15 protein-coding genes are annotated in these 15,192 nt (G+C 42.6%); 8 read left to right on the forward strand and 7 right to left on the reverse strand.

The features are described from left to right. Window positions 1–50: 50 nt before the first annotated feature. From ilvC to HG263_RS03845, 4 genes are all read left to right on the forward strand, one after another. On the forward strand, window positions 51–1,523 hold the full coding sequence (gene ilvC, locus HG263_RS03830; protein WP_171624728.1) for a ketol-acid reductoisomerase: 1,473 nt from the start codon (window positions 51–53) through the stop codon (window positions 1,521–1,523). A 295-nt stretch (window positions 1,524–1,818) separates the two neighbouring features. Then, window positions 1,819–3,732, forward strand: a complete 1,914-nt coding sequence (locus tag HG263_RS03835) for a methyl-accepting chemotaxis protein (protein WP_171624729.1) — start codon at window positions 1,819–1,821, stop codon at window positions 3,730–3,732. A gap of 188 nt (window positions 3,733–3,920) precedes the next feature. Next, window positions 3,921–5,099, forward strand: a complete 1,179-nt coding sequence (locus tag HG263_RS03840; protein WP_171624730.1) for a tetratricopeptide repeat protein — start codon at window positions 3,921–3,923, stop codon at window positions 5,097–5,099. 118 nt (window positions 5,100–5,217) lie between these two features. Then, entirely contained in the window at window positions 5,218–5,976 is a 759-nt protein-coding gene (locus HG263_RS03845; protein ID WP_246239858.1) for a M20/M25/M40 family metallo-hydrolase, read from the forward strand. Here the strand turns inward: HG263_RS03845 and HG263_RS03850 are convergent. Beyond that, on the reverse strand, window positions 5,904–6,224 hold the full coding sequence (locus tag HG263_RS03850) for a GIY-YIG nuclease family protein (protein ID WP_171624732.1): 321 nt from the start codon (window positions 6,222–6,224) through the stop codon (window positions 5,904–5,906). The two genes, HG263_RS03845 and HG263_RS03850, sit on opposite strands and share 73 nt — an antisense overlap. A gap of 121 nt (window positions 6,225–6,345) precedes the next feature. On the opposite strand from HG263_RS03850, the gene HG263_RS03855 reads away from it, so the two are divergent. Continuing rightward, the gene (locus HG263_RS03855) at window positions 6,346–6,705 is read left to right on the forward strand and encodes an outer membrane protein assembly factor BamE (RefSeq protein WP_171624733.1); all 360 of its coding nucleotides are present in this window, start codon (window positions 6,346–6,348) and stop codon (window positions 6,703–6,705) included. 62 nt (window positions 6,706–6,767) lie between these two features. On the opposite strand, the gene HG263_RS03860 is transcribed toward HG263_RS03855, so the two are convergent. Both HG263_RS03860 and HG263_RS03865 read right to left on the reverse strand, forming a co-directional pair. Then, window positions 6,768–7,088, reverse strand: coding sequence for an RnfH family protein (locus HG263_RS03860; protein ID WP_171624734.1), 321 nt, complete (start codon window positions 7,086–7,088; stop codon window positions 6,768–6,770). After that, window positions 7,088–7,522 (reverse strand): type II toxin-antitoxin system RatA family toxin, encoded by a 435-nt coding sequence (locus tag HG263_RS03865; RefSeq protein ID WP_171624735.1) that lies wholly within the window; start codon window positions 7,520–7,522, stop codon window positions 7,088–7,090. Before HG263_RS03865 ends, HG263_RS03860 begins: the two co-directional genes overlap by 1 nt. A 140-nt stretch (window positions 7,523–7,662) precedes the next feature. Here HG263_RS03865 and smpB point away from each other — a divergent pair, with 140 nt between their 5' ends. After that, a complete protein-coding gene (gene smpB / locus HG263_RS03870) occupies window positions 7,663–8,145 on the forward strand; it encodes an SsrA-binding protein SmpB (protein ID WP_070984725.1) in 483 nt (160 codons plus the stop codon). Between the two features lie 112 nt (window positions 8,146–8,257). Here smpB and fabB read toward each other — a convergent pair whose 3' ends face one another. Then, window positions 8,258–9,472 carry a beta-ketoacyl-ACP synthase I gene (gene fabB / locus HG263_RS03875; protein ID WP_171624736.1) on the reverse strand — a complete coding sequence of 405 codons (1,215 nt, stop codon included), beginning with the start codon at window positions 9,470–9,472 and terminating at the stop codon, window positions 8,258–8,260. 178 nt (window positions 9,473–9,650) lie between these two features. Here fabB and mnmC point away from each other — a divergent pair, with 178 nt between their 5' ends. Beyond that, window positions 9,651–11,636 (forward strand): bifunctional tRNA (5-methylaminomethyl-2-thiouridine)(34)-methyltransferase MnmC2/FAD-dependent 5-carboxymethylaminomethyl-2-thiouridine(34) oxidoreductase MnmC1, encoded by a 1,986-nt coding sequence (gene mnmC / locus HG263_RS03880; RefSeq protein ID WP_171624737.1) that lies wholly within the window; start codon window positions 9,651–9,653, stop codon window positions 11,634–11,636. A 60-nt stretch (window positions 11,637–11,696) separates the two neighbouring features. Here mnmC and HG263_RS03885 read toward each other — a convergent pair whose 3' ends face one another. Then, entirely contained in the window at window positions 11,697–12,527 is an 831-nt protein-coding gene (locus HG263_RS03885; protein WP_171624910.1) for a flagellar protein MotY, read from the reverse strand. 204 nt (window positions 12,528–12,731) lie between these two features. Here HG263_RS03885 and rnt point away from each other — a divergent pair, with 204 nt between their 5' ends. Further along, on the forward strand, window positions 12,732–13,406 hold the full coding sequence (gene rnt / locus HG263_RS03890; RefSeq protein WP_171624738.1) for a ribonuclease T: 675 nt from the start codon (window positions 12,732–12,734) through the stop codon (window positions 13,404–13,406). Between the two features lie 117 nt (window positions 13,407–13,523). On the opposite strand, the gene gap is transcribed toward rnt, so the two are convergent. Further along, entirely contained in the window at window positions 13,524–14,528 is a 1,005-nt protein-coding gene (gene gap, locus HG263_RS03895) for a type I glyceraldehyde-3-phosphate dehydrogenase (protein WP_171624739.1), read from the reverse strand. A 17-nt stretch (window positions 14,529–14,545) separates the two neighbouring features. Then, on the reverse strand, window positions 14,546–15,166 hold the full coding sequence (gene eda / locus HG263_RS03900) for a bifunctional 4-hydroxy-2-oxoglutarate aldolase/2-dehydro-3-deoxy-phosphogluconate aldolase (protein WP_152086397.1): 621 nt from the start codon (window positions 15,164–15,166) through the stop codon (window positions 14,546–14,548). Window positions 15,167–15,192 lie beyond the last annotated feature (26 nt).

Consider the following 15,192-nt stretch of genomic DNA (forward strand, 5'->3'; position numbering starts at 1 on the left):
ACTCATCAACATTTCTAACAAACGTGAACTAATTAATAAAAGGTACTGACATGGCGAATTATTTTAATACATTACCCTTGAGAGAGCAGCTAGCACAGTTAGCACAATGCGAATTTATGGACCCAAGGGAATTTGATGATGGAGTAAAAGTATTAGAAGGCAAAAAGCTTGTTATTGTAGGCTGTGGTGCACAAGGTTTAAACCAAGGCTTAAATCTACGTGACTCAGGCTTAGATGTGAGCTATGCACTACGTGAGTCTGCAATCAATGAAAAGCGCCAGTCGTACTTAAATGCATCTGAAAATGGTTTTACAGTCGGTACTTACGAGCAGCTTATTCCAAGTGCCGATTTAGTACTAAACCTAACGCCAGATAAGCAACATACAGCAGTTGTTACAGCCGTTATGCCACTGATGAAACAAGGTTCGACACTGGCCTATTCACATGGCTTTAATATTGTTGAAGAAGGCATGAAAGTGCGTGAAGACATTACCGTGATCATGGTTGCACCAAAATGCCCTGGTACTGAAGTACGTGAAGAATACAAGCGTGGCTTTGGCGTACCAACTTTGATTGCTGTACACCCTGAAAATGACCCACAAGGTAAAGGCTTAGCTCAAGCTAAAGCCTATGCAGCGGGTACTGGTGGTCATAAAGCTGGCGTATTACATTCTTCATTTATTGCCGAAGTAAAATCTGACTTAATGGGTGAGCAAACTATTTTATGCGGCATGCTACAAACAGGGTCATTGCTTTGCTTTGATAAAATGGTAGAACAAGGGATTGAGCCGGGTTATGCCTCTAAGCTAATTCAATATGGTTGGGAAGTGATCACCGAAGCGTTAAAGCACGGTGGTATCACAAATATGATGGACCGCCTTTCAAACCCAGCTAAATTGAAAGCATTCGAGTTAAGTGAAGAGCTAAAGCAAATTATGCGTCCTTTGTACAACAAACATATGGACGACATCATCAGCGGCGAATTCTCAAAAGGTATGATGGCAGATTGGGCCGAAGACGACGCCAAACTTCTTTCATGGCGCGCCGACACCGCTAAAACGGCATTTGAGCAGCAACAAAATACCAGTGAAGAAATCTCTGAGCAAACCTTCTTTGATAAAGGTATTTTAATGGTTGCAATGGTAAAAGCAGGCGTAGAGTTGGCATTTGAGACTATGACTGCCGCTGGCATCATTGACGAATCAGCTTACTACGAGTCGCTGCACGAAACACCATTGATAGCAAACACCATTGCACGTAAAAAGCTATTTGAGATGAATAGAACAATTTCTGATACCGCTGAGTATGGCTGTTACCTTTATAACCACGCATGTTTGCCACTACTAAAACCATTTATGAGTAAAGTTAGCACGGATGTGATTGGTAAAGGGTTAGACAGCACTGACAACTATGTTGACAACCAGGCCCTGATCACCGCGAACCACGCAATTCGCAATCACCCAGTTGAAAAAATTGGTGAAACGCTGCGCGGTTACATGTCGGCAATGAAAAAGATTGTTTAAGCCTTCTCCCTAGGCAAGCGCACGGCAGGGTCAGCTCGACGCCTGGCTTGCTTTATCAGTTCGCTTGTTAGAAACCAAAGCCCATTTGCTCATGCAATGGGCTTTTTCTATGTCTAATATACACCACATTATACTCACTACGATTATTATTAGAGTGATATAACCAATTGAAAGGTAATTATAATAAAAAGTTAATTAACAATTTCACCTACGTTTATCGAACTATAGAAACAATATGACCAAATTATGTAATATGCTAGAATAATTAATTCGGTTTGGTAAAAAGTGTAATTAAATGCGGATGTATAACCTATCTATTACCCAAAGGATCACCCTGCTTGGTAGCTTAATCGCAATTATTGTTGCTAGCGTTATTGGTGCAAGAGCGATTTATAGCGCTAAAGCCATGACTGAAAAAAGGATGTTAGAGTCGGAACTCCCTAGCAAAGTAGAGAGTATAAATAAGTCTATTGCGCAACAAATACTGCAACTAAAAAGTGCAGCACAGCAGTTATCTAGTAACCAGTTTATTCTCAATATGGCTGAGCAAGGCCAGTTAGATGAGTCAGTATTAGTCGATGAGCTTAAACGCATCGCTAATCAATATGATTTGGTAACAGCCTCTTGGGCCAACCGTAAAAGTGCACAATACTGGAACCAAGATGGTTTTCTACGAGTATTAAACCAACAACAAGATGACTGGTTTTTTGGTTTCACTCAAAGTGGTAATGAATATTCTATTAGCATCTACCAAGAAGCCCCAGGCGATGTAAAAATGTTCGTTAACCACCAACAAACGAATGGAATTGGTTTAGCAGGCCTTGCAAAAAGCATTGACGATATGCAACGTATGCTAAGTAATATGCGAATAGAAAAAACAGGGTTCGTTTACGTTGTTAACTCGCAAGGTCAAGTCCAGCTTCACCCAGACGCGTCGAAAGTTGCCAAATCAAACCTAAGTGACTTTTATGGCGGCAACACCAGTGGCGCTTTGCTAAATGGTAGCAACTTTTCGGTTGATACCATAAAACTTAATGGCAACAGTACCATAGTCGCGGCCAGCGCTATCGATCAAACTGATTTATATGTCATTGCGCAAGTGCCCGCAGGTGAAGTTTTTGACGAAATAAACGCCTTGCAATGGCAAATTATATTATTTGCTTTGCTCACCGCATTGATAGCCAGTTTCGCCAGTCTAATTATGGCTAAAAACCTCAGCGCCCCTTTATCAAACATGGCGTTGTTGTTTGCTCGACTAGGCAGTGGTGATGCAAAACTTCACTATCGTGTACCAAACTCGAATCAGCCTGAACTACAAGCGCTGGCTGATGGCTTTAATGAGTTTATCTCCAAGATTGAGTCTGCAATTAAAATGGTTGCTAATGAGAGCCATGACATTCGTAATGCCAGTGAACAGGTGTTTGAACAAAGCCATAAAAACTCCAAAGCACTAGATGACCAAAAATCACAGACTATAACCGTTGCCGCAGCCATCAACGAAATGGGTGCCACCGTGCAAGAAATCGCAGGAAGTGCCAATAACTCAGCGAAGCTGACAGAGCAAAGTAAAGCGTCTTCTGAGCAAAGCCACCACCGAGTCCAAGAAAGCCAAAACACGCTGCAAACTTTGGCTAATGATATTGACGCGATGGCGCATGAAGTGGAAACACTGGCACAGAAGACCCAATCAATTGCCAACATTGTTGATGTGATCCGCGGTATTTCGGAACAAACCAACTTGCTGGCTCTCAATGCTGCTATAGAGTCCGCACGCGCCGGTGAACATGGTAGAGGGTTTGCCGTGGTAGCTGACGAAGTGCGCGCACTTGCCAGCAGAACGTCTAAATCAACCGATGAAATACAAGCTACGATCACTGAGCTGACACAATCATCCGATGCCATCGTTAACCAAATCAATCAGTCAAAACAACAGGCTGAACATTGCGTTGATAGCATGCAAACCTCTGTAGAGCTGATGAGCGATGTGACAGAAACGGCAAATCAAATAAATGATATGACGACCTTGATTGCTGCGGCGACTGAGCAACAAAGTAACGTTGTCGCAGATGTGGGTAGAAGCATTGAGCACATTAGTACCATTAGCGATGAAGTAATGAATGCACAGTTAGATACTGAAAAAGCGATTCAGGCCTTGGCAGACTCGGCCAAGTCTCTGGATACGCTTGTAGCAAGCTTTGAAGAACAATAACATTCCTTTTGGCGGCCATTAGCGCCGCCTCTCTCCCCCCCTACTTTTATCCCTGTAACGTGAAATTTATTCCGCTTATGTTTGGTCTTGTAGGTAAGCGCTAGAAATAATTTGTAACGCTAAAGTCGAACAATAAGAACAAAAATTAGTCTAAACTCAGTAGAGTTTGCTGTATATGGGGTAATGGTATGCTAAATATAAAACATACACTTTGCGGTATTTTACTCGTTAATACCTTTTTTTTAACTGGATGTAATAGCACCCAAAACGACATAAAAGTTAATCAAAGCTTAGCGAATAACGCGTTTTTTGAAGAGCAAAAAGTTGAAACGCTTAATGACGTCTTTCGTCTTGACAGTAAAATCACGTCTAAACTAACCAGTTATTTCAATGATGGTCCCCCACACTTGTCGCAAGCACAAGCGCTTATGCAATTTTTGGTCGATAACGGAGAAGCCTCCTTAGCTTATCAATCAAATGCCAATCTTACGGCCTCAGAGGCATTTGATAACCTCAACGCAAACTGTTTATCGTTGTCAATTCTAGCCTATAGCTTATCTGAGTTTTTAGGGTTTGATGCGCAGTTTCAACGTGTTCACATTCCTGAATACTGGGACCAAACGCAAGGCTATAGTTTGTTAACTGGGCACGTTAACCTCGTTGTCTCTGAAACAAACCGAAGCTTAGGCGCTGCACACGTTTTATACAGCAAGCCAAAGTCTATTACGATTGACTTTGATCCCAATAGTCGAGAACAAAAATTCCCTGTTTCAAACATCTCTAAACAACGAATTTTATCTATGTTCTATAGTAATAAAGGTGCAATGGCACTGATAGATAAAGACTTTAATATGGCATACAGTTATTTTAAAGCAGCTATAAATGCAGATCCCAATTATTCAGGAGCTTGGGGCAACCTAGGTATCGTTTTTCGAGTCACGGGCTTTGAATATCAGGCAGAGCAAGTATACCAACAAGCATTAGCACTCAACCCAGAGAACAGTAATGTATTAGGTAACCTAGCGCTTCTGTTTAAATTAACGGATAGAGACGCAGCCGGCGATCAAATCTTAGCGCGATTAGATGAAAAGCGTAAAAATAACCCTTACTACCAAATTGTCAAAGGTAACGAAGCCATTGCAGCAAACAAGCTGTCAGATGCTTTGGCCTATTTCCGCCAAGCTAAAAAGCTTGATAGTCGATTACATGATAGCTATTTTGGTATGGCGAAAGTGTACTTTTTAAGGGGTGAAATTGAACTCACTAAGCTCTATTTGTCTAAAGCGTATGAATATTCCGACTTTGCACACGACCGCGCCCGATATCAAGGCAAGCTACAATGGTTGCAAGCGGTGGCTAAAAACTAGCTTTTGGCTCTTAGTATGTTTGTCATGCCAGGTTCAATCTCAGCAACTGTATAATGACTTACGGGTATTAACGAGCGACGCCTATGGCGGAAGAGAAGCCGGTTCACAGCAGCCAAATATGAGCGCTCAATTTATTTTTGAGCGCTTTAAAACGCTTGGGCTAGCAACCAAATATCAAACATTTAGCTTTAGGGATGGAATATTTTCCACCGCCTATGGGCATAATGTTGTTGCGCAACTGCCATGCAATACACTGCACTGCGGAAGAACCATAGTTATATCAGCGCATTATGACCACTTAGGGGCAAGCGGCTCACGACTCTACGCTGGTGCAAATGATAATGCATCAGGAACGGTAGCCTTACTTTCACTTGCGCAGCAGCTTAGAAATATCACGCGTCGCAATCACGTTACCTTTTTAGCAACGGACGCAGAAGAAAAGGGGCTATATGGTGCTAAGCATTATGTAGAGCACATCGACGATGCCCACCAATACGTATTAAATATTAATTTAGATATGCTCGCACCAGGCCAAAACAACACCTTGTATGTCATGCAGTCTGCAAATGCTAAACACTATTCACAAACTATCACAACACTTCAAACACATCCGTTAAACATCAAGCTCGTCAGCCCCAATAGAATGAAAAGACTCATTGGGGATGGACGCACCGATTGGTTAAGAGCGAGCGATCACTACGCTTTCTATCGAGCTGGGATCCCCTATTTATACTTTGGCATGGGTGAAGACAAAAACCATCACAGTACCAACGACACACTTGACAGTATAGACTTTGATAAATATCAACAGGTCGTTAAGTTCATCAACGACTTTATGGTGGCACTGCTGAGCTGCCCTTCAGATTGCACCAGCTGAATTTTCTGTGCCTTAGTTAAGCGCTTAATTTGCCACTCAAGTTTGCTTGCTTGGCTTTTACTGCCAACCTGATAACTAAAAACGAGGCGCAAAGGCCCTTTTCCTTTAAGGTTTTTTGCTCCCCTACCCGCTTCATGTGCAGCAAAACGCGCCTCTACATCCGTTGAGATCCCCGTATACCAATGTCCCATTCGGGTTTCTACGATATATATATACCAACTACTTTGACTTATCAGCTGCTCAGTCATTTGAAAATTCTCATCAATAGAAACTTTTTTCCTCATGCATGGTCGAAGTTCGACAAGAAGCTTTACCTTCTGCTCTTAATCGGTATCATGCAAATAACATAAAACAAGGATACACAAATACATGCTGTCTAATAAATCCCTTTGCGTATGGCTCAGTGCTGTTTTAATTACTGCGATGCTTTCTGGCTGTTCAAGCTGGGTGTATCGCATCAATGTGCCACAAGGTAACTTTTTAGAGCAGTCAGATGTAGATAAACTACGTGTCGATATGACCCGCGAACAAGTTCTGTTCGTGCTTGGAACTCCTATCGCTAAAGACGCTTTTAATGACCAGCAATGGCACTATGCATATGTATTTAATATTGATCGCGAATCGGAACAACGTAAATCTCTTACAGTCCATTTCGATGGTGATAAATTGAAAAAAATCAGTGGCGACTTTGATCAACCTGAATCATTCAATATCCCACTCGATCAATAGTAAACCATGATAAAAAAGGGCGGTATCGCCCTTTTTTTAATCTCTAATTTATTAACTATCACTTAGCTCAGCGGTCTACCGCCTGTGACCTTATTGGCGCGCCCTTCTTCTTTGGCTTTTTCGGCTCGTTTTCGCCTTGCATCTTTTGGATCCGCTATCAAGGGTCGGTATATTTCTATCCTATCCCCCTCTTTAACCACCTGATTATTTTTAACCGTGCGATTCCAAATACCAAGCGTGAGTTTGGTCGCATCAATATCTGGACATTTGTCTAAAATGCCCGATTGCATCACGACTTGTTCGGCAGAGGTGCCCTCGGCAACATCTAATTCCAAACACGTTGCCTTATGAGGCAACGCATAAACAACTTCAACTTTTATCATTATCTGGCTCCGTAAACGACTTTAGCCCTTTGCGTAAAGGCTGAAACCATGCTTTTTGCCACTTCGTTAAACACTTTGCCAAACGCCATTTCGATAAGTTTGCTCGCAAATTCGAATTCTAATTTTAAGCTCACTTTACAGGCTTGGTCATCTAATTCAGTAAACAACCAGTGTCCTGTTAAAGATTTAAAGGGGCCGTCAACTAATTGCATATGAACCGTTGTGCCGTCAAAGCTGTTTTTAGTGGTAAACCACTTTTTTAGGCCTGCTTTGGAAATTTCCAAGCTTGCAGTCATTCCCTCTTCACTTGCTTGGATAATTTTGGCATCTGAACAATGAGGCAAAAAGGCTGGATAAGCATCTACATCATTTACTAATTCAAACATTTCTTGGGTGCTATACATCACCAATGCGCTTTTTTCTATTTGTGGCATAGTTACTCCAATTCATTTGCGCCGATTTTAGCAAGCTTTTTAAGATTTATCTTGTATGCTGTACCGCGCTAAGCGAAAATAAAGCGCAAAATTAAAAAAGCGCTGTTTTCTAATCTCTTTTCTAGGTAAACTAGGCCATTATGGCAAAGAAAAAATCATCAAAATCAACAAGCAATACTATCGCACTTAACAAAAAAGCGCGTCATGAGTATTTTTTAAACGATAAATTCGAAGCGGGTATTGAACTGCAAGGCTGGGAAGTTAAAAGTATCCGAGCAGGTAAAGTAAATATCTCTGATACTTATATTCATCTAAAAGACGGTGAAGCTTTTCTATTAGGTAGCCAAATACAACCTTTGAATAGCGCCTCTACGCATGTTATTTGCGATCCTATGCGTTATCGAAAACTGTTACTTAACAAACGTGAAATTGACCGCCTTGTGGGCGCTACTGAGCGTGAAGGCTATTCACTTATTGCAACTGCAATGTACTGGAAAAAATGCTGGGTTAAATTAGAGTTTCACTTGGCTAAAGGTAAAAAAATGCATGACAAACGTGCTGATACCAAAGAAAAAGACTGGTCTCGTGAAAAAGAACGTTTAATGAAACACAAAGCAAGATAAACCAAAAAGCCTCCAATGAGGCTTTTTTAATACCGTCTTATTACCCTCGGTTGATTTTCAGGCATTAAAAAGCCCCGCATCAATACGGGGCTCAATGGCAAAGCTAAAAGCCTTAACCTTTATATTTTTGCATAACCAATGAGGCGTTCGTACCACCAAAACCGAAGCTGTTAGACATTACGGTATTCAGCTCAACGTCACGACGCTCGGTCACAATATCAAGCCCTTGTGCCTGTTCATCCAATTCATCTATATTGATGGATGGCGCAACAAAGTTGTTCTCAAGCATGAGTAAAGAGAAAATCGCTTCATGCACACCAGCAGCACCCAACGCGTGACCTGTCATTGCTTTAGTTGCACTAATTGCCGGTGAGTTATCACCAAATAGTTCTTGGATGGCACCAAGCTCTTTCACATCACCTACTGGCGTTGACGTACCATGGGTATTTAGGTAATCAACCGAACCTTCAACGCCTTGTAGCGCTTGTTTCATACAGCGTACTGCACCCTCACCTGACGGAGCAACCATGTCGTAACCATCAGATGTAGCACCATAGCCTACAATTTCGGCATAAATGTGTGCACCACGCGCTAAAGCGTGCTCTAGTTCTTCAACGACAACAATACCGCCACCGCCTGAGATAACAAACCCATCGCGATTTGCATCATAAGTACGAGAGGCTTTTTCTGGCGTATCGTTATACTTAGTTGATAACGCACCCATTGCGTCAAATTCCAGTGCCAAAGTCCAATGCAACTCTTCACCACCACCGGCAAAAATAACATCTTGTTTGCCTAGTTGAATTTGCTCAACAGCGTTGCCAATACAATGTGCTGACGTTGCACATGCAGAACTAATCGAATAGTTTACGCCTTTGATCTTAAAAGGCGTTGCTAAACACGCAGAGGTTGTACTTGCCATTGTACGTGGCACCATATACGGACCAACACGCTTTACACCTTTTTCACGTAAGATATCAGCGGCTTCAACTTGGTATTTTGACGAACCACCACCTGAGCCAACAATTAAACCTGTACGCTCGTTGGAAACTTGCTCTTGTGTTAAACCAGAATCTTCAATCGCCTGGGCCATTGAAATGTAAGAAAATGCAGCTGCATCACCCATAAAGCGATGCGCTTTGCGATCAACAAATTGTTTTACATCAATATCAAGGTTGCCCGAAACATGACTACGTAAGTTATAGTCAGCAAACTCTTGGTTGAATACAATACCGCTTTTGCCAGCTTTTAAAGACTCAAGTACTTCTTGCTTGTTGTTACCGATGCTTGAAACAACACCGATCCCCGTAATTACGGCTCTTCTCATGGGTAAATTCCCTTAATCTTTACTTAATTGCGGTTATTCTACGCTGAAATGGACAACGAAGTGGTCAGCTTTCCAGCGTACACACGTACTCTGAATTAATTTTGCAAAAATTACAACGGACTTAGGCAAATAAAACACGTAAAATATAGCAAATATTTTTGTTTTATTGCTGTTGTATATGATTAAAAACGCACAAATTCACTTTAATGAAATGGGCACGCCTGTAGCCGATAACTTCGATGACGTTTATTTCTCCAATGATGATGGACTTGCTGAGTCACATTATGTGTTTTTTACTCAAAACAAAATCGAACAGCGTTTACTCAGTCATGATCAAAACCACTTTGTTATCGCCGAAACAGGTTTTGGCACAGGTCTCAACTTTCTCAATACATGGCTACAGTATGATGCGCTCAAAAAAGCACATACATTGCCAAGGCTACACTTTATTTCGTTTGAAAAGTACCCTATTAACCATAGCGACTTGGCCACTGCGCTTGCTGCTTGGCCTACTTTGGCCCAATACGCAAAACAGCTTTGTAACCAATACCCTATCTCATTGGTTGGATGTCACCGTTTAGAATTTGATAACGGTAATATCACGCTAGATTTATGGTTTGGCGATGTACATGACTCTATTCCAAATATTAGCTGCCAATCTAAAGGTATCGTAGATGCTTGGTTTTTGGACGGGTTTGCGCCAAGCAAAAACCCAGACATGTGGCAACAGTCATTATTTGATGCTATGGCAAATTTAAGCCGCACAGGTGCAACATTTGCCACGTTTACCGCAGCAGGGTTTGTGCGACGCGGCTTACAGCAGGCTGGGTTTGAGTGTCAAAAGGTCAAAGGCTACGGCCGTAAACGAGAAATGGTCATAGGTCAGCTACCACAAGCAGATGGCTATGCAAGCACCCCAACGTACTACGAAACTTCAACGACAAAACTTACAAACGTCGCTATCATCGGCGGTGGCATTGCTTCAGCTTGTTTAGCTTTTCAACTGAGCAAACGAGGGATTAAGAGTACATTATTTTGCCAAGATGACTCGTTAGCAAAAGGAGCCTCTCACAATCGTCAAGGGGCTGTTTATCCAAATCTGCAAGCAAACTATGCCCCATCAAGTGAATTTTATGCGCACAGCTTTTTGTATGCCAAACGTTTTTATGAACATATACATTCACTTGGCTTTGAGTTTACTCATCAATGGTGCGGTGTTTTACTACAAGCCGTAAATCCATCAAAAAGTGCCCAACAACAAAACTTAGTCAACAAAGGACAATGGCCTGATGCGCTTATTCGGCCCCTAAATGCATCTCAAGCCAGCGAAGTTGCAGGTATCTCACTCCCTTACGGCGGTTTATTTATTGAACAGGCGGGCTGGGTTAACCCTGCACAACTGACTCAGGCGGTATTTAACGCTGCACAACACAACAACTATAGCCAAGCACATTTTAATACCGATATTGAACGCCTTGAAAAGTCACCTAACGGTTGGTTGTTACATTGCCAACAACACGTGTTTGGCCCATTTAGTGAGGTGTTTGTCTGCGCAGGTGAACACACTGATCGATTCGAGCAAACTCAATTCATTGGACTACAAGGGGTCAGGGGCCAAGTTTCTCACATACAAGCAGGTGATGTGTCGTCTGAGCTAAAAACAGTGCTATGCCACAAGGGCTACTTTACACCAGCACTAAATGGCCAGCACTGCATGGGGGCCACCTTCGATAAAGATAGCAAGAGCAGAGAAGTGAGCGAGCAAGATAACATCACCAATCGCGCGCAACTTGATAAGTTTTATGCGCAAACAGAATTTGCTCAAAGCCTCGGAGACATTACTGGTGCCAAAGCTGCAGTACGCTGTTGTTTTGCAGATCACCTACCCATGTTAGGACAAATGCCTGAGCTAAATGACTTAACAAGTGCGTTTAAAAACCTTCGCAAAGGCAAACATTATGGATTTGAAAAATTACAACAGCCTTTTGAAGGACTACATGTAGTAACAGGGTTTGGTGCCAGAGGGTTATGCAGCGCACCTCTTGCCACTGAACACCTAGTGGCGAGTTTATGCAATGAGCCGCGCCCTTATAGTGAACGAGTTCATCAAGCCATTCACCCTAATCGCTTTATTGTGCGTGATCTTATTCGCAATAACATTTGATTTTTTACAGCAGTAATAAACAAATACGCCGCAATGTCATGCGGCGTATTTGTTTGATATTTATGGTCTTGATATTTGAATGACCACACGACGGTTTCTTTGCCGGCCAATTGCATTACTATTTGGCTCAATGTGGCGTTTTTCACCAAAGCCTTCGGTGATAATTCTGTCTGCTTCAACACCCTTACTGGTCATATAGTCTTTGATGGCTTTTGCCCGTTTACGTGACAGTTCCATATTTGGCCAACGTCCACCATGGCTATCTGTATAAGCTGAAATAAAAATAGACTCTATATTCGGATCGTTATTCAAATACTCGCCAATCATATCTAAGCGTTTGCGCGATGACTTGGTTAGCTCACTAGAGTTCTTCTTATAATTCATCACGGTAAAAGAAATGTCTTCGAAACTAAACGGCAGGAGGCTATCTCGACATTGTAAAAATGCCCAATAGGCCTGTTGAAAATTTACAGATGACAAAGCAACGGCTATTTTGTCTTGGCTGTTTTGCCAATCTTTATAATAAAAAGTGGGAAAGTAGCCTTTTTCAAGCTCGCTGAGCATTTCCCAAGAAAGGCGATTATCCAACTCACCATCAAATTTTTTCAACAGTTGCATGCGACCTATATCACGAGCAGGAACCCCTGCTCGCCATACTGGCGGCACTGATTGTAAACCTGCAAACGCGTAGGTTTCTGGACGTACAACCATATCAAGGTTGAAAGTAAGGTCTTTATTTTTACTCGCAGTGACGCTAAATACAGCCTCGCCATAATAAGGAACTTCATGGTTTAGACTACATTCTAGTCGTGCTTTTTTTTCAACCTCCCAATGGGACGTATCTGCATCAGCACTATATTGGCGCATTGCAGCATATGACTGTCCAGTCATCGCCAACAAAACTGTTGCCCCAAAAATACTTAACCTTACTCTCACCGCTCTACTCCGCTTTGCCAAATTCTTGTCATGGCCACACTACCCAATGAAACACTGCAATAACTATGCCCAAACAACCCTAAATTATCTAAACTCTGATTCGCATATTTGCGCGCAACTTGTATAATGTGCGGTTCAAATTTAGCAATCAATAAGATTATGGCAGATCAAGAGCAAACTCTATACTCACAACGTTTTCGTGGCTTCTTTCCTGTAGTTATCGACGTAGAAACCGCAGGCTTTAATAAAGATACCGATGCCTTATTGGAAATCGCGGTTACCACTTTAAAAGTAGATAATGAGGGGGTTTTCAGTTTAGATCAAACCCTGCATTTTCACGTTGCGCCTTTCGAAGGTGCAAACATTGAGCAATCGGCCATTGAATTCAACGGTATAGACCCATTTTCACCTCTTCGAGGCGCTGTTGCAGAAGCAGAGGCCATCAAAGAAATATGCAAAATGGTTAGAAAAGCACAAAAAGCCGCTGGCTGCTCTCGCTCCGTCGTTGTTGCCCATAATGCGGCATTCGACCATGGCTTTTTAAACGCTGCCATCGAACGCAACAGTATTAAAAGAACACCATTTCATCCGTTCGTCAGCTTTGATACCACCTCTTTAGCAGGACTGGCATTGGGTCAAACCGTATTAGCCAAAGCGTGTCGCACAGCGGGAATAGAATTTGATAACAGCCAAGCCCACTCAGCACTGTATGACACTGAGCGTACCGCCGAGCTATTTTGTTATATTGTAAATAGATGGCAAGAACTAGGCGGCTGGCCTTTGCCACCAAAAACGCAAGAAGCGCAAGAAGCGCCAGAGGCAACCCAAGATTGATCTGTTTAATCCACAAATAGCTATACATAACATTTACCCGCTAGCGGGTACGTTATTTAACAAATAAAAAAGCCGCTATTTTGCGGCTTTTTTGTATCATTAACAGACGTTCTAAAATTATAAGAACTGACCTAATGCTTTAACTTGGTCGATCATACGATTTGAGAAGCCCCATTCGTTGTCGTACCATGCCATTACTTTAACGAGTTTGCCGTCCGCTTTAGTTTGCGATGCGTCGAACACTGAAGACGCTGGGTTGTGGTTAAAGTCGATAGAAACCAGTGGTAGCTCGTTGTATTCAAGAATACCCGCCATAGTGCCTTCAGAAGCAGCTTTAACCACTTGGTTTACTTCAGCAATTGTTGTGTCGCGCTTAGCGATGAACGTTAAGTCAACTAATGACACGTTTATTGTAGGTACACGCACAGCCATACCATCCAACTTACCAGCAAGTTCAGGTAATACTAAACCCACCGCTTTTGCCGCACCGGTTTTAGTTGGGATCATTGACTGTGTTGCACTACGCGCACGATACAAATCTTTGTGATAAACATCACATAAGTTTTGATCGTTCGTATAAGCATGAATGGTGGTCATACTACCTTGCTCGATACCGATTGTATCATTAAGCGCTTTAGCAATAGGTGCTAAACAGTTTGTAGTACATGACGCGTTTGAAATAATGTTGCTTTGCGCGTTCAGTACGTCGCTGTTAACGCCGTGTACAACCGTTGCATCCATATCAGTACCAGGTGCTGATACGATTACTTTTTTAGCGCCCGCTTCGATGTGCTTCGCCGCCGTTTCACGCGATGTGAATAGGCCCGTACACTCAAGCACGATATCAACATTCAGTGCTTTCCAAGGCAAGTTAGCAGGATCGCGCTCTTGTGTTAGGGTAATTTCATCATTGCCAACGACTAACGTGTTGTCGTTAAGGCTAACAGTTTGGTTAAAGCGGCCATGCACAGAATCAAACTGTGTTAGGTGCGCATTAACGTTTGCCGGTGCTAAGTCGTTAATAGCAACCACTTTAATTTGTTCGTTTTGGCCTGACTCGTAAAGCGCTCGTAAAACATTGCGGCCGATGCGGCCATAGCCATTAATTGCGATGTTGATCATGCTGCGATTCCCCTTGATTATTTAACTTCACTTGCTTGTTTTGCAAGCGCTTCAATGGCTTGCCAGTCTTTGTTAGCGATAAGCTGTTTATCTAACATCCAGGTGCCGCCAACACAAATTACATTATTAAGCGCCAAGTATTTAGGCGCGCTTTCTAGGGTGATTCCCCCTGTTGGACAAAAGGTGATATGTGGTAACGGACCACCGATTGATTTTAGCATTGGCGCACCACCGGCGGCTTCAGCTGGAAAAAACTTCAAATACTTGAAACCAGCTGACGCAAGCTTCATCACCTCACTTGGCGTTGCAGCCCCCGGTAAAAACGGAATATCAGACTCTTTGGCCAGCGCTAATAACTCATCGTTTACACCCGGGCTGACCATAAAGTCTGCACCTGCTGCCACTGAGGCTTCAAAGGTTGCTCTGTCTACCACAGTGCCAGTACCAACATAAGCATCTGGCACCGTTTCTTTCATAATTTTTACCGCTTGCGCCGCAATGGGTGTGCGCAATGTGATCTCTAATGCTTTCAAGCCACCGTTATAAAGTGCTTGTGCAAGCGGCGCCGCATCTTCTAAGTTGTCGATAACAACAACCGGAACCACAGGTGCCGATGATAAAATCTTTTCTATGCTCATAACCTTCCTCACTCCCAATGCACTTA

It is taken from the genome of Pseudoalteromonas caenipelagi (assembly GCF_013140855.1).
Taxonomy (GTDB): Bacteria; Pseudomonadota; Gammaproteobacteria; order Enterobacterales; family Alteromonadaceae; genus Pseudoalteromonas; species Pseudoalteromonas caenipelagi.